General features: G+C 69.9%; 17 protein-coding genes, 1 tRNA gene and 2 pseudogenes. 10 read left to right on the top strand and 10 right to left on the bottom strand.

Going from position 1 to position 20037, the window contains the following annotated elements; translation table 11 throughout:
* Window position 1 precedes the first annotated feature (1 nt).
* The 6 genes from IEZ11_RS41545 to IEZ11_RS41570 all read left to right on the top strand — a co-directional run bounded on the left by IEZ11_RS41545 (window position 2) and on the right by IEZ11_RS41570 (window position 8776).
* Window positions 2-1633: a beta-N-acetylhexosaminidase gene (locus IEZ11_RS41545; protein WP_189268243.1), complete on the top strand. Its 1632-nt coding sequence runs from the start codon at window positions 2-4 to the stop codon at window positions 1631-1633.
* A 371-nt stretch (window positions 1634-2004) separates the two neighbouring features.
* Window positions 2005-2898: an FAD binding domain-containing protein gene (locus tag IEZ11_RS41550; protein ID WP_189268244.1), complete on the top strand. Its 894-nt coding sequence runs from the start codon at window positions 2005-2007 to the stop codon at window positions 2896-2898.
* Window positions 2895-4586: a 2Fe-2S iron-sulfur cluster-binding protein gene (locus IEZ11_RS41555; protein WP_189268245.1), complete on the top strand. Its 1692-nt coding sequence runs from the start codon at window positions 2895-2897 to the stop codon at window positions 4584-4586. Before IEZ11_RS41550 ends, IEZ11_RS41555 begins: the two co-directional genes overlap by 4 nt.
* Window positions 4583-6895, top strand: a complete 2313-nt coding sequence (locus IEZ11_RS41560; RefSeq protein WP_189268246.1) for a xanthine dehydrogenase family protein molybdopterin-binding subunit — start codon at window positions 4583-4585, stop codon at window positions 6893-6895. The genes IEZ11_RS41555 and IEZ11_RS41560 overlap by 4 nt, the downstream gene beginning before the upstream one ends.
* On the top strand, window positions 6892-7428 hold the full coding sequence (locus tag IEZ11_RS41565; RefSeq protein ID WP_268239955.1) for an AAA family ATPase: 537 nt from the start codon (window positions 6892-6894) through the stop codon (window positions 7426-7428). The genes IEZ11_RS41560 and IEZ11_RS41565 overlap by 4 nt, the downstream gene beginning before the upstream one ends.
* Window positions 7429-7597: 169 nt before the next feature.
* Window positions 7598-8776 carry an SUKH-4 family immunity protein gene (locus tag IEZ11_RS41570; protein WP_229713673.1) on the top strand — a complete coding sequence of 393 codons (1179 nt, stop codon included), beginning with the start codon at window positions 7598-7600 and terminating at the stop codon, window positions 8774-8776.
* Window positions 8777-8786: 10 nt separating this feature from the next.
* Here the strand turns inward: IEZ11_RS41570 and IEZ11_RS41575 are convergent, their stop codons facing one another.
* The 4 genes from IEZ11_RS41575 to IEZ11_RS41590 all read right to left on the bottom strand — a co-directional run bounded on the left by IEZ11_RS41575 (window position 8787) and on the right by IEZ11_RS41590 (window position 12142).
* Window positions 8787-9506: a response regulator gene (locus IEZ11_RS41575; protein WP_373295038.1), complete on the bottom strand. Its 720-nt coding sequence runs from the start codon at window positions 9504-9506 to the stop codon at window positions 8787-8789.
* Window positions 9503-10771, bottom strand: coding sequence for a sensor histidine kinase (locus tag IEZ11_RS41580; protein ID WP_189268247.1), 1269 nt, complete (start codon window positions 10769-10771; stop codon window positions 9503-9505). The genes IEZ11_RS41575 and IEZ11_RS41580 overlap by 4 nt, the downstream gene beginning before the upstream one ends.
* The gene (locus IEZ11_RS41585) at window positions 10768-11607 is read right to left on the bottom strand and encodes a CPBP family intramembrane glutamic endopeptidase (RefSeq protein ID WP_189268248.1); all 840 of its coding nucleotides are present in this window, start codon (window positions 11605-11607) and stop codon (window positions 10768-10770) included. Before IEZ11_RS41585 ends, IEZ11_RS41580 begins: the two co-directional genes overlap by 4 nt.
* Before the next feature lie 190 nt (window positions 11608-11797).
* Window positions 11798-12142 (bottom strand): hypothetical protein, encoded by a 345-nt coding sequence (locus IEZ11_RS41590; protein WP_189268249.1) that lies wholly within the window; start codon window positions 12140-12142, stop codon window positions 11798-11800.
* Between the two features lie 365 nt (window positions 12143-12507).
* Here IEZ11_RS41590 and IEZ11_RS41595 point away from each other — a divergent pair, with 365 nt between their 5' ends.
* Window positions 12508-12951 carry a lipoyl domain-containing protein gene (locus tag IEZ11_RS41595; protein WP_189268250.1) on the top strand — a complete coding sequence of 148 codons (444 nt, stop codon included), beginning with the start codon at window positions 12508-12510 and terminating at the stop codon, window positions 12949-12951.
* 286 nt (window positions 12952-13237) lie between these two features.
* Here the strand turns inward: IEZ11_RS41595 and IEZ11_RS41600 are convergent.
* Both IEZ11_RS41600 and IEZ11_RS41605 read right to left on the bottom strand, forming a co-directional pair.
* Window positions 13238-13405: pseudogene (locus IEZ11_RS41600) on the bottom strand (endonuclease domain-containing protein); the annotation flags it as partial.
* Window positions 13406-13417: 12 nt separating this feature from the next.
* Window positions 13418-14641 (bottom strand): MFS transporter, encoded by a 1224-nt coding sequence (locus IEZ11_RS41605; protein WP_189268251.1) that lies wholly within the window; start codon window positions 14639-14641, stop codon window positions 13418-13420.
* Window positions 14642-15092: 451 nt separating this feature from the next.
* On the opposite strand from IEZ11_RS41605, the gene IEZ11_RS41610 reads away from it, so the two are divergent.
* Window positions 15093-15530: a peptidase inhibitor family I36 protein gene (locus IEZ11_RS41610; RefSeq protein WP_189268252.1), complete on the top strand. Its 438-nt coding sequence runs from the start codon at window positions 15093-15095 to the stop codon at window positions 15528-15530.
* A 65-nt stretch (window positions 15531-15595) separates the two neighbouring features.
* Here the strand turns inward: IEZ11_RS41610 and IEZ11_RS41615 are convergent, their stop codons facing one another.
* The 3 genes from IEZ11_RS41615 to IEZ11_RS41625 all read right to left on the bottom strand — a co-directional run bounded on the left by IEZ11_RS41615 (window position 15596) and on the right by IEZ11_RS41625 (window position 18851).
* Window positions 15596-16660 (bottom strand): helix-turn-helix transcriptional regulator, encoded by a 1065-nt coding sequence (locus IEZ11_RS41615; RefSeq protein ID WP_189268263.1) that lies wholly within the window; start codon window positions 16658-16660, stop codon window positions 15596-15598.
* Window positions 16661-16938: 278 nt separating this feature from the next.
* Window positions 16939-17823 (bottom strand): ISAs1 family transposase, encoded by an 885-nt coding sequence (locus IEZ11_RS41620; protein ID WP_229713674.1) that lies wholly within the window; start codon window positions 17821-17823, stop codon window positions 16939-16941.
* 575 nt (window positions 17824-18398) lie between these two features.
* Window positions 18399-18851, bottom strand: a complete 453-nt coding sequence (locus IEZ11_RS41625) for a hypothetical protein (RefSeq protein WP_189268253.1) — start codon at window positions 18849-18851, stop codon at window positions 18399-18401.
* Window positions 18852-19047: 196 nt separating this feature from the next.
* Between IEZ11_RS41625 and IEZ11_RS41630 the strand changes: the two genes are divergently transcribed.
* Complete coding sequence (locus IEZ11_RS41630) at window positions 19048-19368, top strand: hypothetical protein (RefSeq protein WP_229713675.1); 321 nt, start codon at window positions 19048-19050, stop codon at window positions 19366-19368.
* Window positions 19369-19575: 207 nt separating this feature from the next.
* Here the strand turns inward: IEZ11_RS41630 and IEZ11_RS41635 are convergent.
* Window positions 19576-19647: transfer RNA gene (locus IEZ11_RS41635), tRNA-Cys, on the bottom strand.
* Between the two features lie 173 nt (window positions 19648-19820).
* Here IEZ11_RS41635 and IEZ11_RS41640 point away from each other — a divergent pair.
* Window positions 19821-19976 (top strand): annotated as a pseudogene (locus IEZ11_RS41640) (MFS transporter); the annotation flags it as partial.
* Window positions 19977-20037 lie beyond the last annotated feature (61 nt).

Consider the following 20037-nt stretch of genomic DNA (forward strand, 5'->3'; position numbering starts at 1 on the left):
CGTGACTTCAGAGACGGATCTGGTTCCCGCGCCGCGCGTCGTGGAGGGACCGATGCGGTGCGGTGTGCTGTTCGACGAGGGCACCACCCTGTGGGCCGCCGCGGGTACCGAGGGGACCGAACGCTGGCTGCGTTCGGTGCTCGGCGCGGCCCTTGGCCTGCCGTTGCGGTCCGGACCGGAGGACGCCCGCGACGCCGTACGACTGCGCCTGGACGACTCGCTGGCGCCCGAGGCGTACCGGCTGAGCGTGATCGCGAACCGGGGGGTCGAGATCCGCGGCGGCGGTCCGGCCGGGGTTTTCTGGGGCGCCCAGACCCTGCGGCAACTGCTCGGCCCGGAGGCTTTCCGGCGGGCCCCCGTAAGCCCCGGGATCCGGTACGGCATCCCGCATCAGATCATCGAGGACTCCCCCCGATTTCCCTGGCGCGGCCTCATGCTCGACGTGGCCCGGCACTTCATGCCGAAGGAAGGCGTCCTGCGCTACCTCGATCTCATGGCGGCGCACAAACTCAACGTCTTCCACTTCCATCTGACGGACGACCAGGGCTGGCGCGTCCGGATCGAGCGCCACCCCCGGCTCACCGAGGTCGGCTCCTGGCGGACCCGCACGAAATTCGGTCACCGGGCCTCACCGCTGTGGGAGGAGAAGCCGCACGGCGGCTTCTACACCCAGGACGACATCCGGGAGATCGTCGCCTACGCGGCCGAGCGCCATATCACGGTCGTCCCCGAAATCGACGTACCAGGACACTCGCAGGCCGCCATCGCCGCGTATCCGGAACTCGGCAACACCGACGTCATCGACACCACCGCCCTCTCCGTCTGGGACTCCTGGGGGATCTCTCCGAACGTACTCGCCCCCACTGACAACACCCTGCGCTTCTACGAGGGGGTGTTCGAGGAAGTGCTGGAGCTGTTCCCGTCGGAGTTCATTCACATCGGCGGCGACGAATGCCCCAAGGACCAGTGGCGGGCCTCCCCGGCCGCGCAGGCGCGCATCAAGGAACTCGGGCTCGCCGACGAGGACGAGTTGCAGGCGTGGTTCGTCGGCCACTTCGCGAAGTGGCTCTCCGCGCGCGGACGCAGACTGATCGGCTGGGACGAGATCCTGGAGGGCGGGATCGCCGAGGGCGCGGCCGTCTCGTCGTGGCGCGGCTACGGCGGCGGGATCGCGGCCGCGCGGGCCGGGCACGACGTCGTCATGTGCCCCGAGCAGCACGTCTACCTGGACCACCGGCAGGCCGACGGCGCCGACGAGCCGGTGCCGATCGGATACGTCCGCACCCTGGAGGACGTGTACCGGTTCGAGCCCGTTCCGGCGGGGCTGGACGAATCCCAGGCGCGGCGGATCCTGGGCACCCAGGCCAACGTCTGGACCGAGGTGATGGAGGACCACGCGCGCGTGGACTACCAGGCCTTCCCCCGGCTCGCCGCCTTCGCCGAGGTCGCCTGGAGCGCCCTCCCGGCCCCGGGAGAGCGGGACTTCGCCGCCTTCGAGCGCCGTATGACCGCCCACTACCGGCGCCTCGAAGCCCTGGGCGTCGCCTACCGCCCCCCGGCCGGCCCCCTCCCGTGGCAGCAGCGCCCCGGCGTCGCCGGCCGCCCCCTCGACGGCCCGCCCCCGAACCGCTGACCTTCCCCCGGCCTCCCGCCGCCCCTCGCTCGTGCGGCCCGGGCCGCTCGCCGGTCCCGTGCCGTTCCGGCTCAAGCCGGCCGTCGGCCCCGCTCGGGTCGTCGGCCGGTTCCTCTCCGGGCGGTCCCCTCGCTCCGAACGGGTCATGGAAAAAGACCCCAAGGATCACCGAAGAGTGTCAATCGGTGCGCACCGGTGATGGCGGTAGAAAACGGACCAAGTCGCCGATGAGGTGGGCGAATGCCTTCTAGCGGACCCGTGCGTTCGAGGCTTGCGAAGATGTGCCAGAGTTGCCACGTCCGCCCTGTGAGCACGTACCGTACGGCCACACAGGTGGGACCAGGTGGGGCAGCGGGAAGGGGCAGCCGGTTTTGACCACGCACGCACCGCAGGCGGGGCAGTCCGTCACGCTGCCCACGACGCTGAACGAGGCCGTCGCGGCCCTCACCGACATGCCCGCCGCGGTCCCGGTCGCCGGCGGCACCGACCTGATGGCCGCCGTCAACTCCGGCCAGCTCAGGCCCGCCGCCCTGGTCGGCCTCGGCCGGATCAGCGAGATCCGCGGCTGGCAGTACCAGGACGGCAACGCCCTGCTCGGCGCCGGCCTCACGCACGCCCGCATGGGCCGCCCCGACTTCGCCGCCCTGATCCCGGCGCTCGCCGCCGCCGCGCGCGCCGCCGGCCCCCCGCACATCCGCAACGCCGGCACCCTCGGCGGCAACATCGCCACCGCCGCGCCCACCGGCGACGCGCTGCCGGTGCTCGCCGCCCTGGAGGCGACGCTGATCATCGCGGGACCGGGCGGCTCCCGCCGGGAGATCCCGGTGTCGCACCTGCTGGCCGGTGTGGAGATGCTCCGCGCGGGCGAGCTGATCGGCTTCGTGCGGGTACCGCTGCTGCACGCCCCGCAGGTCTTCCTGAAGGCGACCGGCCGCACCGGCCCCGGCCGCTCGGTGGCCTCCGTGGCGCTCGTCCTCGACCCCGCGCGGCGCGGCGTCAGATGCGCCGTCGGCGCCATAGCGCCGATGCCGCTCAGGCCCCTGGACGCCGAGCAGTGGGTGGCCCGGCTGATCGACTGGGACAACGACCGCGCGCTCGTCCCGGAGGCGCTGAGCGCCTTCGGCGAGTACGTCGCCGCCGCCTGCATCCCCGACCCGGCCCCCGAGCCGGACGGTTCGGTGCCCGCGCTTCCGCCCGCCGTACTGCACCTGCGGCGCACCGTCGCCGCGCTGGCCCGACGAGCACTGGGGAGGGCGCTGTCATGACCGACGACCAGCACGGAGAGGGCGCGCCCGCAAGCGGTGGCGGCCGCTGGAACCCGCTGCCCCAGGGCGACTACGACGACGGCGCGACCGCGTTCGTGAAACTCCCCGAGGGCGGCATCGAGGCCCTGCTGTCCGCCGACAGCCCCCTGGCCGCGCCCGGACACGGCTACGTGCCGCCGCAGATAACGGCCGCGCCCGGCACCGACGCCTGGGGCGCGCCGCCCGACGGCACCCGGTGGCCCGACCCGAACGCTGCTCCCCAGGGGCAGCCCGCCGACGACCGGTTCACGTACAACCCGGCCTCGACCCAGCAGTGGACGTACGAGGAGCCGCCGCGCGCGCCCGGCCACGACGTGACCGGCCAGTGGTCGATCCCGGTCGCGACCGGCGATATTCCGGACGAATCGGGCGAGTTCACCACATCCGCGCTCATCGAGCAGTGGGGCGGCACGCCGCCGACGACCCTGCCGGGCGGCGCGTCCGCGCCCTGGGCGGCCGAGGCCCCGTCGTGGGAGCACCCCGCGGAGGCCCCTGGATCGCCTGCTGAGCCCCTCGCGGGTCGCGAGGGCGCGCGGGCCCCTGGCCTCACCTCCGGGGCCGCCGGTGCGCCGCCTGCGGCCGACGCGTCGGCGGGGGGCGAGGGCGGCGAAGCGGCCGATACCGGCGAACTGCGCGCGGTCGGCGCGCCGCCGGGCGCCGGCGAAGCCGACACGCCCTACGACGCCGAGGACCCGCACCCCGCCCACGATCCGCGGGCCGCCGACAGCGGATCCGCCCCGCAGGGGTCGTCCGCCCCCGACGGCGAGAGCGTCACCGGTGGCGCGGACGGGACAGAACACGCCGAAGGCGAGGCCGAGGCGGTGGACGACCACCCCCTCGCCTCCTACGTCCTGCGCGTCAACGGCGCCGACCGCCCTGTCACCGACGCCTGGATCGGCGAGTCCCTCCTGTACGTCCTGCGTGAACGCCTCGGCCTCGCCGGCGCCAAGGACGGCTGCTCGCAAGGCGAATGCGGCGCCTGCAACGTCCAGGTCGACGGTCGCCTGGTCGCCTCCTGCCTGGTCCCCGCGGTCACCGCGGCCGGCAGCGAGGTGCGCACGGTCGAGGGCCTGGCCCAGGACGGCAGGCCCTCGGACGTGCAGCGCGCCCTGGCCCGCTGCGGAGCCGTCCAGTGCGGCTTCTGCGTCCCCGGCATGGCGATGACCGTCCACGACCTGCTGGAGGGCAACCCGGCCCCCACCGAGCTGGAGACCCGCCAGGCCCTGTGCGGCAACCTCTGCCGCTGCTCCGGCTACCGGGGCGTCCTGGACGCCGTCAACGAGGTCGTCGCCGAACGCGAGGCACACGCCGCCGCCGACGCTGAGACGGACGGCGACGAGGCCCGTATTCCCCATCAGGCGGGACCGGGCGCCGGCGGCGTCAACACGTCGGCGTTCGACTCCCCGGGCACCTTCGGGGCCGGAATCCAGGTCCCGCACGACCAGCCGTACGACCAGTCGTACGGTGGCAACCAGTCCTTCGGCGGCGACCAGTCGTACGGCGGGAACCAGACGTTCGGCGGCAACCAGTCCTTCGGCGGCGACCAGTCGTACGGCGGGAACCAGACGTTCGGCGGCAACCGGTCGTTCGACGACCAGAGCCAGAGCTACGACGATCAGCCCTACGGCCCGGACGGAGGCCAGGCGTGACCAACGAGACCGTCACCACGACCACGGCCGCGGAGACGCCCGTCCCCGCCCCCGAACCGCTGCCGCACGGCCTCGGCGTGTCGCTGCCCGCCGCCGACGCGGGCGCGAAGACCGAGGGCACCTTCCCGTACGCGGCCGACCTGTGGGCCGAGGGCCTGCTGTGGGCGGCCGTGCTGCGCTCCCCGCACCCGCACGCGCGCATCGTGTCGATCGACACCAGCCACGCGCGCGAGATGCCCGGCGTACGGGCCGTCATCACCCACGAGGACGTCCCCGGCACCCCGCGCCACGGCCGGGGCACCCCGGACCGCCCGGTCTTCGCCTCCGAGGTGGTACGGCACCACGGCGAGCCCATCGCGGCCGTCGCCGCCGACCACCCGGACACGGCCCGCATGGCCGCCGCCGCCGTCATCGTCGAGTACGAGGTGCTCGACCCGGTCATCGACCCCGAGCAGTCCTTCGAGGCCGAGCCGCTGCACCCGGACGGCAACCTGATCCGGCACATCCCGCTCCAGCACGGCGACCCGGACGCGACCGGCGAGATCGTCGTCGAGGGCCAGTACCGCATCGGCCGCGCGGATCCCGCCCCCATCGGCGCCGAGGCCGGCCTCGCCGTGCCCCGCCCGGACGGCGGGGTCGAGCTGTACCTGGCCTCCACCGACCCGCACACCGACCGCAACACGGCCGCCGCCTGCTACGGCCTGTCCCTCGAACAGGTGAAGATCGTCGTCACCGGCGTGCCCGGCGCCACCGCCGACCGCGAGGACCAGGGTTTCCAGCTCCCGCTCGGCCTGCTCGCCCTGAAGACCGGCTGCCCGGTCAAACTCACCGCCACGCGCGAGGAGTCCTTCCTCGGCCACGCCCACCGCCACCCCACCCTGCTCCGCTACCGGCACCACGCCGACGCCGAGGGCATGCTGGTCAAGGTCGAGGCGCAGATCCTGCTCGACGCGGGCGCCTACGCCGACACCTCCGCGGAGTCCCTGGCCGCCGCCGTCTCCTTCGCCTGCGGCCCGTACGTCGTCCCGAACGCCTTCATCGAGGGCTGGGCGGTCCGCACCAACAACCCGCCCTCCGGCCACGTCCGCGGCGAGGGCGCCATGCAGGTGTGCGCCGCCTACGAGGCGCAGATGGACAAGCTGGCGAAGAAGCTCGGCATCGACCCGGCCGAGATCCGGCTGCGCAACGCCCTCGCCACCGGCGACGTGCTGCCCATCGGCCAGACGGTGACCTGCCCGGCCCCCGTCGCCGAACTCCTCCAGGCGGTACGGGACTTCCCCCTCCCCGCGCTCCCCAAGGACACCCCCGAGGACGAGTGGCTGCTGCCCGGCGGCCCCGAGGGCGCGGGCGAGCCGGGCGCGGTGCGCCGGGGCGTCGGCTACGGCCTCGGCATGGTGCACATGCTCGGCGCGGAGGGCGCCGACGAGGTCTCGACGGCCACCGTCAAGGTCCACGACGGCATCGCGACCGTGCTCTGCGCGGCCGTGGAGACCGGCCAGGGCTTCACCACCCTGGCCCGCCAGATCGTCCAGGAGACCCTCGGCATCGACGAGGTCCACGTGGCCCCCGTCGACACCGACCAGCCGCCGGCCGGCCCCGGCTGCCGCGGCCGCCACACCTGGGTCTCCGGCGGCGCCGTCGAACGCGCGGCCAAGATGGTCCGCACCCAGCTCCTCCAGCCCCTCGCCCACAAGTTCGGCATGTCCACCGAGCTGCTCCAGATCACCGACGGCAAGATCACGTCGTACGACGGCGTCCTGTCGACCACCGTCACCGAGGCGCTGGACGGCAAGGAACTGTGGGCCACCGCCCAGTGCCGCCCGCACCCGACCGAGCCGCTGGACGCCGACGGCCAGGGCGACGCCTTCGTGGGCCTCGCCTTCTGCGCGATCCGCGCGGTCGTCGACGTCGACATCGAGCTGGGCTCGGTACGGGTCGTGGAGCTGGCCGTCGCCCAGGACGTGGGCCGGATCCTCAACCCGGCGCAGCTCAACGCCCGGATCGAGGCGGGTGTCACGCAGGGCGTGGGCATCGCCCTGACGGAGAACCTGCGCACCCCGCGCGGTCTGATCCGCCACCCCGACCTCACCGGGTACGCCCTGCCGACCGCCCTCGACGCGCCCGACATCCGGATCGTCAAGCTCGTCGAGGAACGCGACGTGGTCGCCCCCTTCGGCGCCAAGTCGGTCAGCGCGGTGCCGGTGGTGACCTCCCCGGCGGCCATCGCCTCCGCCGTCCGCGCGGCCACCGGCCGCCCGGTCAACCGCCTCCCGATCCGCCCGCAGGCGGCGGTCGTCACGGGCCAGTGACCCTCACCGGGGTCGTGGTGATCGCCGGGGTGATGGCGTCCGGCAAGTCGACGGTCGCCCAGGCGCTGGCCGAGAGGCTGCCGCGCGCCGCGCACGTCCGCGGCGACGTCTTCCGCCGGATGATCGTCTCGGGGCGCCAGGACTTCACCCCCGACGCCGCCGAGGAGGCCACGGCCCAGCTCCACCTCCGCTACCGCCTCTCGGCGGCGACGGCGGACGCGTACGCCGGGGCCGGGTTCACCGCGATCGTCCAGGACGTGCTGCTGGGCCCGGAGCTGACGTCGTACGTCGGCCGGATCCGCACCCGCCCGCTGCACGTCGTCGTCCTGGCCCCGAGCCCCGAGACGGTCGCGGCGAGGGACGCGGCACGGCCGAAGACCGGGTACGGGCCCGCCTGGACGGTCGCCGACCTGGACGCGGAACTACGGCTGCGCACCGAGCCGTTGGGGCTGTGGCTGGACACCTCGGAGCTGACCGTGGAACAGACGGTGGAAGCGATTCTCACCGGGACGGAACGGACGAGGGTCGCCTGACGTCTCTTCTGCGGGGCGTTGTCAGTGCCGCGGCGTAGTGTTCTGGGCAGTGGGGACGGCCGCTCCGGAGGGGAAGCCCGGACGGCCCGCCATGCCCTGCCGACTTCTACGCACGACGCACCACTCGAACCACTTGCACGTCTTGAACACTTTGATCGCGGGGGCAGCGATGAGCACGAGCGGCACGATCAGCACGACCGGCAGCGGTGCGACGGCGATCACGCTGACCGAGGCCGAACTGGACCGCTACATCACGCACGAACCGACCCGCAGCTGGCTCACCGGCCCCGGACTGCCCGACAGCGGCGGCCTGCTGACCTTCGAGCCGCTGCGCAGGGCCGGTCTGCGCACGCTGGCGGACGTCACGGACGGCCCGTCCCGGCTCGCGGAGGAGCTCCGCGACCGGCTGGTGATAGGGGAGCTGCTGGCCCCGGCCGGCCTGGACACCGAGTCGATCCTCCTCGACGGCGGCACCGGCGAGATCACCACGGCCTACCTGCTCGACCCCACCGACCCGCGCCCGCTGGCGCCCTCGCTGGAGACGCTGCTGCGCTTCGCCGCCGTCACCGAGGAACTGACGGGCCTGCGCGGCCGTTTCGCCTCTCTCGCCGGGACGCACGGCACGAAGGTGGCGACCGAGGCCTCCCGCAGGCTCCTGGACCTCTTCGAGCAGGGCACGGCCGGTGACGTCCCGCCCTACTGGAAGGCGACGGCCCTGATCCGCCCCCTCAGCCTGGTCGCGGGCCCCGGCACGGACTCCGGGCTGACCGTGGACCTGCCGCTCCGGCTCCTGGACCAGGAGTTCGGGCAGGGCCGGGTGGCCCGCTTCGAGGAGGTCGACTTCCCGCCCACGCTCACCCATGAGCCGACCCGCCGCTTCCTGCGCGAGACCGGCCTGCCGGAGGACGCGGTCCTCTTCCACCTCGACCCGGACGCCCCGCTGCCCACCCTCTGGGAGTACTTCACCGACATCCGTCCGGGCGGCTTCCCGGTGGACGACCTCCCGGCCCACGCCGACCGGCTGATACGCCTCGGCCACCTGGTCGAGGACAACAGCCTCGTGGTGGACGGCACCACGGGCGCGATCCTCAACTTCTCCGAGCCCGAGGCGACCCTCTACCCCCTCAACACGGACATCTCCACGCTCGCCTACACCCTCTGGCTCCTGCACCACGAGCGCACCATCGACGAGCACCTGAACCACGAACTCACCACCGAGGCCTACGACCAGCTCGCCGCGACCATGCTGCACACCCTCGCGGCCGTCGACCCGCCGCCCGTCACGACGGAGTCCGACTGGCACTACTGGACGGAGCTGTTCCAGGACGAGGCCGGCGGGGTGCTGTAGCGGCGCGGGCTCAGGTCACCAGGCCCTGGCGGTAGGCGTACACGACGGCCTGGACGCGGTCGCGCAGCCCCAGCTTGGCGAGGATGCGGGACACGAAGGTCTTGACGGTCTCCGGGCTGAGCACGAGGGCCGCGGCGATCTCGCCGTTGGAGAGGCCGTCCGCGATCAGCCGCAGCACCTCCAGCTCGCGCGGGGTCAGCGGAACGCCGTGCGGGGAGCCGCCGTCGGCGGGGCGGATGCGGGCGGCGTAGCGGCCCACGAGCTGCCGGGTCACCTCGGGGTCCAGCAGGGCCGCGCCGGTGGCCACGGTCCGGATGCCGTGCAGCAGCCGGTCCGGCGGGGCGTCCTTGAGCAGGAAGCCGCTGGCGCCCGCGCGCAGGGCCTCGTAGACGTACTCGTCCAGGTTGAACGTCGTCACCACGAGCACCTTCACCGGATGCGGCACCCCGGCACCGGCGAGCCGCCGGGTGGCCTCGATGCCGTCCAGGACCGGCATCCGGACGTCCATCACCACGACGTCCGGACGCAGCCGGCCGGCGAGGTCGACGGCGGCCTGGCCGTCCCCGCACTCGCCCGCCACCTCCAGGTCGGGCTGGGCGTCGATGATCGTCGCCAGTCCGGTGCGGATCAGCACCTGGTCGTCGCAGACCAGGACCCGGATCGGCGCCGTCCCGCCCGCCTCGCCCGAGGCGGTCCCGCCGGCCTTGCCCGCCTCACCCGCGGCGGTCACGCCGGGTTCCCCACGGGTATCCGGGCCCGGACGACGAACCCGCCGTCCGCCTGCCGGCCCGCGCTGAACTCGCCGCCCAGCAGGGCCACCCGCTCCCGTAGACCGACCAGCCCGCGCCCGCTTCCGCCGGGCGACCCGCCCGGCCGCCCGACGCGCCCGCTCTCCCCGGAACCGCCGCCCTCGCCCGAACCGGCGGGCCCCGCGGACGGCGCACCGGACCCGGCCGTGCCGACCTCCACGGTGATCTCCTTCTCGTCATGGCGGACCCGTACCGAAGTGCGGTTGCCATGCGCGTATTTGAGTGCGTTGGTGAGGGCTTCCTGCACCACCCGGTAGGCCACCAGGTCGGCGCTGCCGGCCGACTCCGCCGGCGTGCCCTCCTCGGTGAACTCCACCGGCTGCCCGGTCCGGCGCGTCTGCTCCACGAGCGTGAGCAGCCGGCCGGCCGGGGGTGTCCTGACCTCCGTACCGCCGACGGAGGTGGAGGTGGAGGTGCCGGTGCCGGTGCCGGTGCCGTGGTCGGGGTTGAGCAGGTCGAGCAGATGGCGCAGGTCCGAGATGGCCCGCCGTCCGGTGTCGGTGACGGCGGTCAGCGTCTGGTCGAGGCGGTCCGGCGCGGCGGTCAGATAACGGGCCGCCTCCGCCTGCACCACCATCGCCGTCACATGATGGGTCACCACGTCGTGCAGCTCGCGGGCGATCCGGGTGCGCTCGGCGGTACGGGTGTCCTCGGCGACCCGCCGCCGGCGTTCGGCCTCCGCGGTCCGGGTGGAGCGCAGCCACGCCCCGACCCCCCAGGCGAGCACCAGCGCCAGGTAGAACGTGACGAACCCGCTCGCCGTCTCGCCCCCCGACCCCAGCCGGTGCAGCGCGACCGCCAACGGCACGTAGGCCGCGGAGAGCACCAGCGCGGCGACCCGCCGGTGGCGTTCCAGATGGGCGCCGCCGCTGATCAGGGCGAGCGGCAGCGCGGTGCCCGCGACCGAGTGGTAGCCGCGCAGCTGGTCGACGGCGAAGCCGAGCGACACCAGGGCGAGCGAGACGGCCGGCCACCGCCGGCGCACGGCGAGCGGCAGGCACTCCAGGCCGAGCACCGCGATGGCCAGCGCGTCGAAGGGGCGGGTCGGCAGGTCCCCGACCTGGGTGCCCTTGCCGTGCAGGGCCGACAGGAACGACCCGGCCAGGAGCAGCAGCCCGAGCGGCAGATCCCGGACCGTGACGTCGAGCCGGGGCCACCACCCGGGCGCCTGCCGAGGACTGATCACCGGGGCAGTGTAGCGACGGAGCCGGCCGGGACGTCCCGGCGCCGACGCGGCACCACATGCCCCCGCCGCTTGGCCAGCCACAGGAACGCGACCGTCACCAGCACCCCGAGCAGCACCGAGTACACGCTCGCCTCCGGCCCGAACTGCCCGCCGGTGACCAGCCGCGCCCCCGAGGTGCCGGCATCCAGCAGCCCCTGCTGCGTTCCGCCGCTGCCGGAGACCTCGGTGCCGAAGATGCCGGACTCGGCGAAGTTCCAGCCGAAGTGCAGGCCGATCGGCAGCCAGAGGGTGCGGGTGGCGGTGTACGCGGCGCCGAGCATGCCGCCGGCCTCGATCGCGATGGCGAGGGCGCCCCACACCGTCGCGTCCTTGTTCAGCAGGTGCATCATCCCGAACAGCGCCCCGGTCGAGGTGAGCGCGACCCACGTCCCGAAGCGCTGCTCGACGATCCGCAACAGCACGCCCCGGAACAGCAGTTCCTCCGTCACCGCGGCGGCGGCCATGAACCCGACCAGCCCCATCGCGCCCGTCACCGAGCCCGCTCCGTGGACCGTGTAGTCCCCGAGAAGGGCGATGTTCCCGATGACGCACGCGAACGTCGCCACGCCTACGGCGACCCCGCGCCCGAACGCCGCCCGGGCGCCCTCCCGCCCCACCTCCACGCTCACCCGGTGCTCGGTCCGCCGTACCACCCACCCGTAGACCAGCACCGCGACCACCGCGGTGAGCAGGCCGAGGACCAGGGTGAGGAACCAGTTCCCCTGTACCGCGGCGACACCCTGCCCCCCGACGAAGGCGACCGCCGCGACCGCCAGGAGCTGCCAGACCAGCCTCATGATGAATCCCTCCCAGAACCCGCAGCCCAACCGCTGCGACTGGCCCGAACGCTACGGATCGGCCACCCCGCGACGCGTCCCCGCCGAGTGGACACCTGCGTGTAGCTCGCACGGGGGACAGGCCGCCGAGGAAGGGGAGGTTCTGGGAACACCGCGACGATCGATCACCGCCCGGTACAACGGCCCGACGCTAGTCGGCGCAGGCGCTTTCGTCGAAATTGGTGTTGTAGGCGCTGTCGTACGCGGAATTGTAGGAGCTCTTGTACTGGCTGTATTGCGCGGGATCGTAATTGGGCTTCTTCGCCGAGGGGTTGTAGCTCGCCTTGTAGTCGCAGTTCTCGCCGTCCGTCCTGCCAGCCTTGCTCCCGTCCGTGGTTCCCTGTTTCGCCGGGCTCTTGGCGTCGGGGGCGTGCGGGGCGGACACTGCCGACGTCTGGGTGGTGTCGGCCACCGCCTGCGTCATCAGCGCCGGCGAGAACGCCAGTGCTGCGGCGACGGGGCTCAGCACGACCGCGATGACTCGCTTCGCGCGCATGGCTGTCCTCTTTCTGTGAATTATTCGAGTTCTTCGAGTTCTTCGATTTCTTCGAGACGGAACGTGGGCGGTTGCGGTCCGGGCGGCGGTGTCTGCACGCGATGCGCCAGGTGCCATGAGGGCCCATGGATTCCGACTTGTGACGCCCAATTCCCTGCGTGCGGACCGTGCCGGCACCGGAGGCATCACTCATTCGACCGTAGCCAGCCACGCGCACTGTGTCCACTTGGGCCCTGACAACGACAATTGACTTCTCAACCGTCGTCGGACGCGCGAGGACGGTTGCCCGGGTTATGCAACATGCGATCACCAGTCGCTCAACCTACTCTTCCTTTGAGGCGCAGGGGGCGGCGTAAGGGGTGATCATGTTCAGGAGTGCTCGTAGCCGAGTTCCCCGAGTCATCGGTGAATCCTGTCTGGTCGCAACGCTCGCCCTTTCTCCGGGCGTTGCTTCTCTCGGTGCCGAGGCGTTGGCGCCGACACCATCGGAGACCCGATCCCAGACCCCGGAACCCACCTCGCCCTCGCCGACTCCGGAAAAACGACAGGACACGAACGTCGTGATGCCCTCGCTCGGAGAATCGGTCACCGAAGCCACCGTCGGTGGGTGGGAGGTCAAGGTCGGCGAGACCGTCTCCGATGGCGATTGGCTCGGCTCGGTCGAAACGGACAAGGTGGATATGGAAATCTACGCGCCGGTCTCCGGTGTTGTGCGTGAAATTGTTGTCGGTGAGGGCGAGACCGCCAAGGTCGGTGACGTACTGGCGGTCATCGGCCCCCCGGACAGTTCCAGTCGGACTGGGGAATGACCCGCCCCCGGAATGAGGGATGAGCAGTGGGGCGGCACCCCTTGCGGGGTGCTGCCCCTTCGCTTTGCCTGTGCCTGATAAAGGCAGTAGAGGCCGTGGCGGGAATCGAACCCACGTAACTCGCTTCGCAGGTTTGTCTGTGCTGGTCAGGGCATGATCCCGTGCGGTGGCACCGCTGGCAGGGCGGAGCGAACGGCCCTGAACGGCCGCGTACGGCTACGAACGAGACGGAAACCGAGGCGGAGCTGGGACGGCTGACCGGGACGATGCCTCCAGGAAGGAGCGGTCAAGGGAGCTGTGCACTTGCACTGCCTCCACGTGTCGGCGTGCCTGGGGCATCAAGATTGCGGCTGAGTGGTGTTCGGCCGTATTGGGGCCGCCATCCATGCCAGTGACGTGTATTGCAGCGATTGCACAGTGGCGCGCGTACAAAGCCGTGAGTGTGGCAGTGGTCCCACGCCCGCGTTCACGCACTGTCGGGCGCGGGCAGGGCCGCCACCTTCCGGGTCGACCGGAGCCACAGCAGACCGGGCCACAGCCCGGCCACCGCCGATGCGGCTCCCATGAAGGACAGGGCGAAGACCGGGCTCTGCCACTGTGCGAGCAGTCCGGCGCCTCCGGTGCCGACGCCCTGGGCGGTGAGGTTCATGGCCGACGCCACGCCCATGCCCTGGGCACGACGGTCGTCCGGCAGCAGTTCGACCAGCGTGGAGACGGAGACCACCACCTGGATGCACCACAGCGCGTTGCTGACGGCGAAGGACACCATGGCCAGGTAGATCCCGCCGCCCTGGATCGCGACGGCGACAAGCGGAAGGCCGGTGGTGAAGCACAGCAGCGGTAGGTGGTCCGCGTAGCGGTGGGCCGGCACGAACCGGTGGAACGCCCACAGGCCGGCCACCGCGCCCACACCCGTGCTGGCCAGCAGGACGCCCACCCAGACCGATCCGAGGCCGAGGGCGCTGGCGTAGGGCGCGGCCACCGCCTCGGGGGTGATGTAGAAGAACCCGAGTGCTGTGCTCAGGAAGATCGCCCGTCGGCGAGGCTCGGCCCACAGGACGGTCAGACCGGCTGCGACGGATCCTGTTCCCTCCGGTGTCCCGGCAGCCGGGCGCGACTTGACGAAGCACCAGTAGAGCCCGAACGACGCGACGAAGGTGGTGGCGTCAAAAGCGAGACACGCCCGCGGTGTGAAGACCGAGGACACCACACCGCCGAAGGCGAAGCCGAAGATCTGAGCCGCCTGCATAGTGATCTGCCGGACAGACATGCCGATCGGATACTGCTCGGCGCTGAGAATCTCGCGCAGCAGGGCAAGATGGGCCGCTCTGTACGGTCCACCCAGAAACGACATGACCGACACGAGCAGGCAAAGAACACCGAGCGGAATACCTGGAATCACCATGGCCCCGGCGGCGATGGCCCGACAGATGTCCACCGTCATCAGGACACTGCGGCGGGGCCGCCGATCCGCCAGGTGGGAAAGCGTAAGCGCCCCGACAACGCTCGGCACGTAGGTCAGCGCATAGGTGAGGCCGGTCAGGGCCGCAGAGTCCGTGCGGTCGAACACCAGGATTGCCAGCGCGACCCGGGCCAGCTGGTCCCCGAAGAACGAAACCAGTTCGGCCAGCCAGGCGGCACGGAACTCAGTCGAAGAGAAAAGGGACCGTGGGGTGGGTTTGCCATGCACGGCGTTACCCTCGATTCTTCAATTTGCGCCCTCAGGAGGCCTGGCGGGAGGAATGCCGGAATGCACTGGTGCGTCCATCGGGCGGTCGATGGACGGGACAATGACGATGCACAGCCAGGAAGGCGGACCGGCGCATGCCCGCGCCGATGGGTACGGGCATGCGCCGGCCTTTCTCCCTTGCTGGTTCTTCTACCAATAGGGCTTCAGCATGGCTGTTCTCCCTTCCTGACGTTTACGTTGATCATCACATCAAATGAGGGCAGGAAAGTATTGAACAACCGCGCCATGCCGTGGCATACGCGCGCCACGGTGGCGCCGCGCAGGCCAGGCCGTGTCCAGGTTGGCACGGTCGTACCATCGACGGGCATGGGTGCTCTATCACCCCAAGGTGGAAGTAGCGGATAATGCAGCATGCAACCGGTAGGGCAAATTCTCTCCTGTAAAAAAAGAGATGAGGATCCTGAACAAGATGCGAGCAGCTGTAGTGATTCCGGCAATAGCTTTGGCTCTGGCGAGTGCAGGGGTAATGGGGCCGACGGCCAGTGCCGCCACATCCTGCCCGTCAGATGAGGTTTGCCTCTACAAGGACATCAACTTCTCGGGGCCGATGTACGTGGTTCCCAAGATCACGTTGAGTAACGGCGTCAAGACGTCGTGCGTAAATGACCTGGCGGGCAAGAGGTTCTCGGACGGAACTCCGGCGGACAACCAGGCTTCCTCGGTCAAGAACAACACGGACAGCGCGTTGATTCTGAACCAGCATGCCGAAACCGCCGGAATCTATTCGGTTGTCAGCGGCGGCGGGTCGGTCGCCGACCTGCGGGTGGCACCGGCTCCGGCCACGAGCGGAACCGTCGATCTCAACGACAGGGTTTCTCGCGCCTGCTGACAGCGAAACCCGCCGCCTACGGCGACCTCCTCGACGAGGGTTGCGCCGGACCCTCGTCGAGCAGATCAGGAGTCGCCAGTTCTTCTGTTCCTCAGATATGCCCCGGGGGTTGACCCGTAGTAGGCCTTAAAATGCCGAATAAAGTGACTCGAATCCGAAAAATGCCAGCGCGCAGCCAACGCGGAAATATCTTTTAGCGTTTCGGTTCCCACTAGTTCGTCGTGAGCTTGTTGGAGGCGCCTCCTACGCGCGAATGTCATCATCGATTCACCTGACACCGAAAATGATCGGTGCAGTGTCCGGAGTGAGACACCAATATGCTGAGCGACCATCCGAGGTGAGAGATCATGGCTGTCCAGATGACGCTCGATGACATTTCTCGCAGCCGCAACAGTCATGCTCGCGTGAGTGTCCGACTCCATGCCCCAGCAATCGGACATGATTCCCGAGATGAGCGCGGCGAAAGCATCCCGAAGGGTGATGCGTATGGATTTCGAGACGCCTAGGTGATCGACATTCTCGTCAATCATCTCAATGAATTTCAGGAGAAACGTGACTTCCGGCATACCGGCATCTGCCACGTACGCGCGATCAAGCACTCTTACCGAACTGACGCGAGGGGCCACCAGATGTCTGGGAACGGATATGACGTGCGCCGAAAAGGAGGCGGAGCAAGAAAACTCCCATGACAGTTTGGTGTCGCGAATGAACATCTGGCCCGGCTTGACAGTATATTCTCCCCCTTCGCCGACAAATGAGATCCGGCCCGCCTTGACCACATCGGCCACGATCGGATCACCGGCCGTACCGCCGCAGGACACCCCATTCATCGCGCCGCAGTAAATCCGGGCATACAGCAGACCGTCGTTTACGTGACCTTGAGCGTCGAAACGGAACCCGTCAGGATTGGCAGATCTCGGAACAGAAACTCCCGTCAGGTGCGATAAGGGTGCCAACTCATCGCCACTCAGAGTCTGAGCACCCCTCTCGATTTCCTGAGCGGTGAGTGTTACGAAGTTTCTGAACTTGACATCGCCGTCCGGCCGATCGTCACCGCCGGACGGGGGGAACCCCGGCAGGCGCCCGGGGGCCTGCGAACTCCCGCCGGGAGACAGGTGGGAACGCGTCATCGTATTTCCCCTGCTGATGTTCACACGGTGGTTGGAGGCCTGGTGCTCAGGTGCGAGGATGCGCCGCACCGTACGGAAACGGCGTGGACGCTGCCTGATCGAGGGAACCGGCCGCGTGACCATGGAACCGGGCGCGTGTGCACGGCCCGTTGACGTCCACTGCACGGCCCGTTGACGTCCGCCTTGAGGCGCAGCTTGCGATACGAGCCGGAGGACACGGGCCGCGGGCCCGTGGGGCAGGGCGATTGCATGGTTCGTTGATCGTGCGTTGGCGCAGGTCAGTTGAGTCCGAGGACGGCGAGTGGCCGCTCGTAGGGGCGGAGGGCTGTCGTGCGGAGTCCGGCGGCGATGTTGGTGTGGCCGGCGGCGCGGAGCTGGTTGATGGCGAAGCTGCGGAGGGTGGCCATGTTCTCCGGGCCGTGTCCGGTAAGGATCTTGGAGGCGTCCTCGCGGAAGGCTGTGTCCCGGACGAAGTGGAGCCTGTTTTCGATCACCCAGTGCGCCCTCGAGATCGTTGCGATCCGTTCCGGGGATGCCTGGCGGCTGGTCAGGTCGGTGCTGGCGTAGACGGTCTCGCGGCTCTGCTTGCCGGTCTTGGTGTCGGTGCAGTGGCGTACGACCTTGGCGACCTGGGTGGCGTGGGGGAAGTCGATGCCAAGGTCGGTGACGGTCGGCACGTGCACGACGCGGGTCTCCTTGCGGCCGCGGCCGGTGGTGCGGTCGTAGAACTTCGCTGTCGCCTTCTCCCAGGGCAGGGTGCTCAGCTGGGTGCAGAGGTTCTTCTGGTTGCGTTTCACGGTGAAGGCGTAGTGGGCCTGCTCCGTTTCGACGAGGAAGCGGGCGTGGTCGCGCTGGGTGTGCAGTGCGTCGCCGGTCACGGTGACTCCTCGCAAGCCATAGGGGTCCAGGAGGGCGGCGAAGCAGATGATCTCGTTCGTCTTCTCCGGGACCCTGAGCTGGGTGACGGTCATGCCTGTGCCGGTCATCGCGGCCAGCAGATGGGCGGCCGGGGTGCTGCTCAGGCGCGAGCCGCGGGCGCTCTTGCCGTCGATCGCGAGGGTGTCGGTGCCGGCCCGGTCGTGGCCGAGGAGGTCGGCCAGGCCGCCGGGGCAGGTGTCCTTGATGACCCGGCGGATCGTCGCGCCGCTGGGCGGGATCCGCACGGCCAGAGCCGTCGTGGTGCGGGCACCGCGGCCAGAGCCGTTGTGGTGGGGGCACCGAGCCGGGCTAGAACGTCCTGCGGGGCGTCAGCGGCCCACTCATCGATCGCCACGATGCTCCTCGCCCCGCTCACCACGGCTAGGGGGGGCGATCAGCAGCACTGCCACGAAGGGGTGGCGCTTTCCGCGCCGGCACCGCGTATCGGCGAGCGTGACCAGCCGCTCGGCCAGCGCACCCGTCACGCGGTGCTGACGGGTGGGCGACCTGACCAGGCAGACGGTGGCGGACTGACGGCACATCGAAGCTCCTTTGGGCGAAGGCGACTTGGGAAGGTCACCTCCGCAACGGAGCTTCGTTGCGTGTGGTCGCGCATCCATCCACCCTCGTCACGCTGCTGTGACCTGCGCACTCACAAGATCCCCGGGACTTTGCAATCGCCCTGTCCTCGGCGAGGGGGTGGTCCCGCACGGTGGTGCAGGGCCTCGGTCTGCCAGTGTGAGCGGATCATGTTGGCGAGCTGAGTGGGAAGCCTGCTCGGCAATCAGGCTGGCGACCGCTTCAAGCGTTAGCGCCAACGTCAGCCGAGGGGCAAGTGAGGCGGCAGGTCCCCCAACGGCAAAGCGTGAATGGCCGCCTTGAGATCATCCAACTCATTCCCCTTGAAGGCGTACCGATCATAGGTGCCGATGAATTCCTCTACGTGGACCAGCGGGTTGATCATGCCCCCCAAAAGGAGCGACAAGATCGCCCCTTCGGAAAGCTCCATGGAATGCTGTGTCGGAGTTCTATCGAGAGTCTGCTCCGCTAGCGCCTGCTCGTTGAGGTACCGGTAACAGATCGCCATGAGGCAGAGGATGCGTTGACGCTTTGCGTCGAGAGCCTCCCAGCGGGCAAAATTTCCGAATACCTTACCCAGGGCGGTAATCGCCGCCTGGATGCCAATATCCGAAATGGCGTCACCTAGTTGTCCACCCTCGACGAATTGCTTGACCGGGCTACCCGTTTTGAGTGCTGCAAGTATGTCGAACACGAGTGTCCCCCGTTTCCAGCTAACTGCCGTACTGTTCTTCACCTACCGCCTTTGATCGGGAAGTGTCACAGCCAACCAGTGCACCTGGGCTCGGTTACGGATCGTCGGCTACAGCATCCGCCGGATCAAGGTCTGCACGGTAAACAACCTGCTCTTTTCCGGGGCCCGCCAAGCCGTCCAGCTCAAGCGCCGCCGAGTGGACCGCAAAAACGGCAGAATCAGCATCAAGACCGTCTACGCCGTCACCAGCCTCACCGCCGAACAGGCCGCACCCGTCGAGCTCGCGAGCTTGATCCGCGACCACTGGAAGGTCGAGGCCCTGCACCCTGTCAGAGACGTGACGTTCGCCGAGGATGCTTCCCAACTGCGGACAGGCACCGCGCCTCGCGCCATGGCCACCTGGCGCAACCTCGCCATCGGCGCCCTCCGCCTCGCGGGGAGCACCAACATCGCCGCCGGACTGCGACACAACGCCCGCGACGCACGACGCCCGCTCGCCATCCTGGGACTCACGTGATCACAAATCGGACATCATCCGACTACGCCGAAGCCCTGGCCGCAGTCCCCGTTCTGACTGCGCCATCGGTTGGCCTGGGTGCTGCCGAAGTTTTCAAGGGCCCGCAACGGGGCGCGCTCGTCACTGAGAGGGGAACTGAGACGGGCGACTCAAAGGGCGGCACCCCTCGGGGTGCCGCCCTTTCGTCATGCCTGGTCAGGCAGTCGGAGGCCGTGGCGGGAATCGAACCCACGTAACTCGCTTTGCAGGCGAGTCCCTGAACCACTCGGGCACACGGCCGTGTTCGTGGTTCGAAGGTACGGGGGTGCGGGGGAGGGGCTCAAGGGGGCAGGTGGGGATGCAACGGGACTGCCATACGGCGTTCATGAACGGGGGGCGTACGACCAAGGTCGCAGGCGGGGTGGGGCTTGCGACAGGGGTCAGGGAGGCGGTTGGGCCTTACCGTGGTCGTTATGACCGCCCTTGAACCGAGCGACGCCGTCGTCGCGGACGAGAACGCCGACAGAGTCGATCAGCGCGGGGTGCTGGGGCGGTCGTACCGGGCGTTGAGCGTCGGCATCGTGTCCGTGGTGCTGTTGATCGCCTTCGAGGCGACCGCCGTCGGGACTCCCATAGATGGGTTGGGGCGCGCACAATGAGCGCATGCCACCTACCCAAGTAGCTTCGGGC

The organism is Streptomyces fuscichromogenes, from assembly GCF_014645815.1.
Classification (GTDB): Bacteria; Actinomycetota; Actinomycetes; order Streptomycetales; family Streptomycetaceae; genus Streptomyces; species Streptomyces fuscichromogenes.

Bases quoted from the DNA above. Each gene is read 5' to 3' on its own strand.
- IEZ11_RS41590 (WP_189268249.1), bottom strand. From the start codon at position 12,142: ATGCGCGCGAAGCGAGTCATCGCGGTCGTGCTGAGCCCCGTCGCCGCA.
- IEZ11_RS41585 (WP_189268248.1), bottom strand. From the start codon at position 11,607: ATGAGGCTGGTCTGGCAGCTCCTGGCGGTCGCGGCGGTCGCCTTCGTC.
- IEZ11_RS41570 (WP_229713673.1), top strand. From the start codon at position 7,598: ATGAGCACGAGCGGCACGATCAGCACGACCGGCAGCGGTGCGACGGCG.
- IEZ11_RS41555 (WP_189268245.1), top strand. From the start codon at position 2,895: ATGACCGACGACCAGCACGGAGAGGGCGCGCCCGCAAGCGGTGGCGGC.
- IEZ11_RS41610 (WP_189268252.1), top strand. From the start codon at position 15,093: ATGAGGATCCTGAACAAGATGCGAGCAGCTGTAGTGATTCCGGCAATA.
- IEZ11_RS41595 (WP_189268250.1), top strand. From the start codon at position 12,508: ATGTTCAGGAGTGCTCGTAGCCGAGTTCCCCGAGTCATCGGTGAATCC.
- IEZ11_RS41615 (WP_189268263.1), bottom strand. From the start codon at position 16,660: ATGACGCGTTCCCACCTGTCTCCCGGCGGGAGTTCGCAGGCCCCCGGG.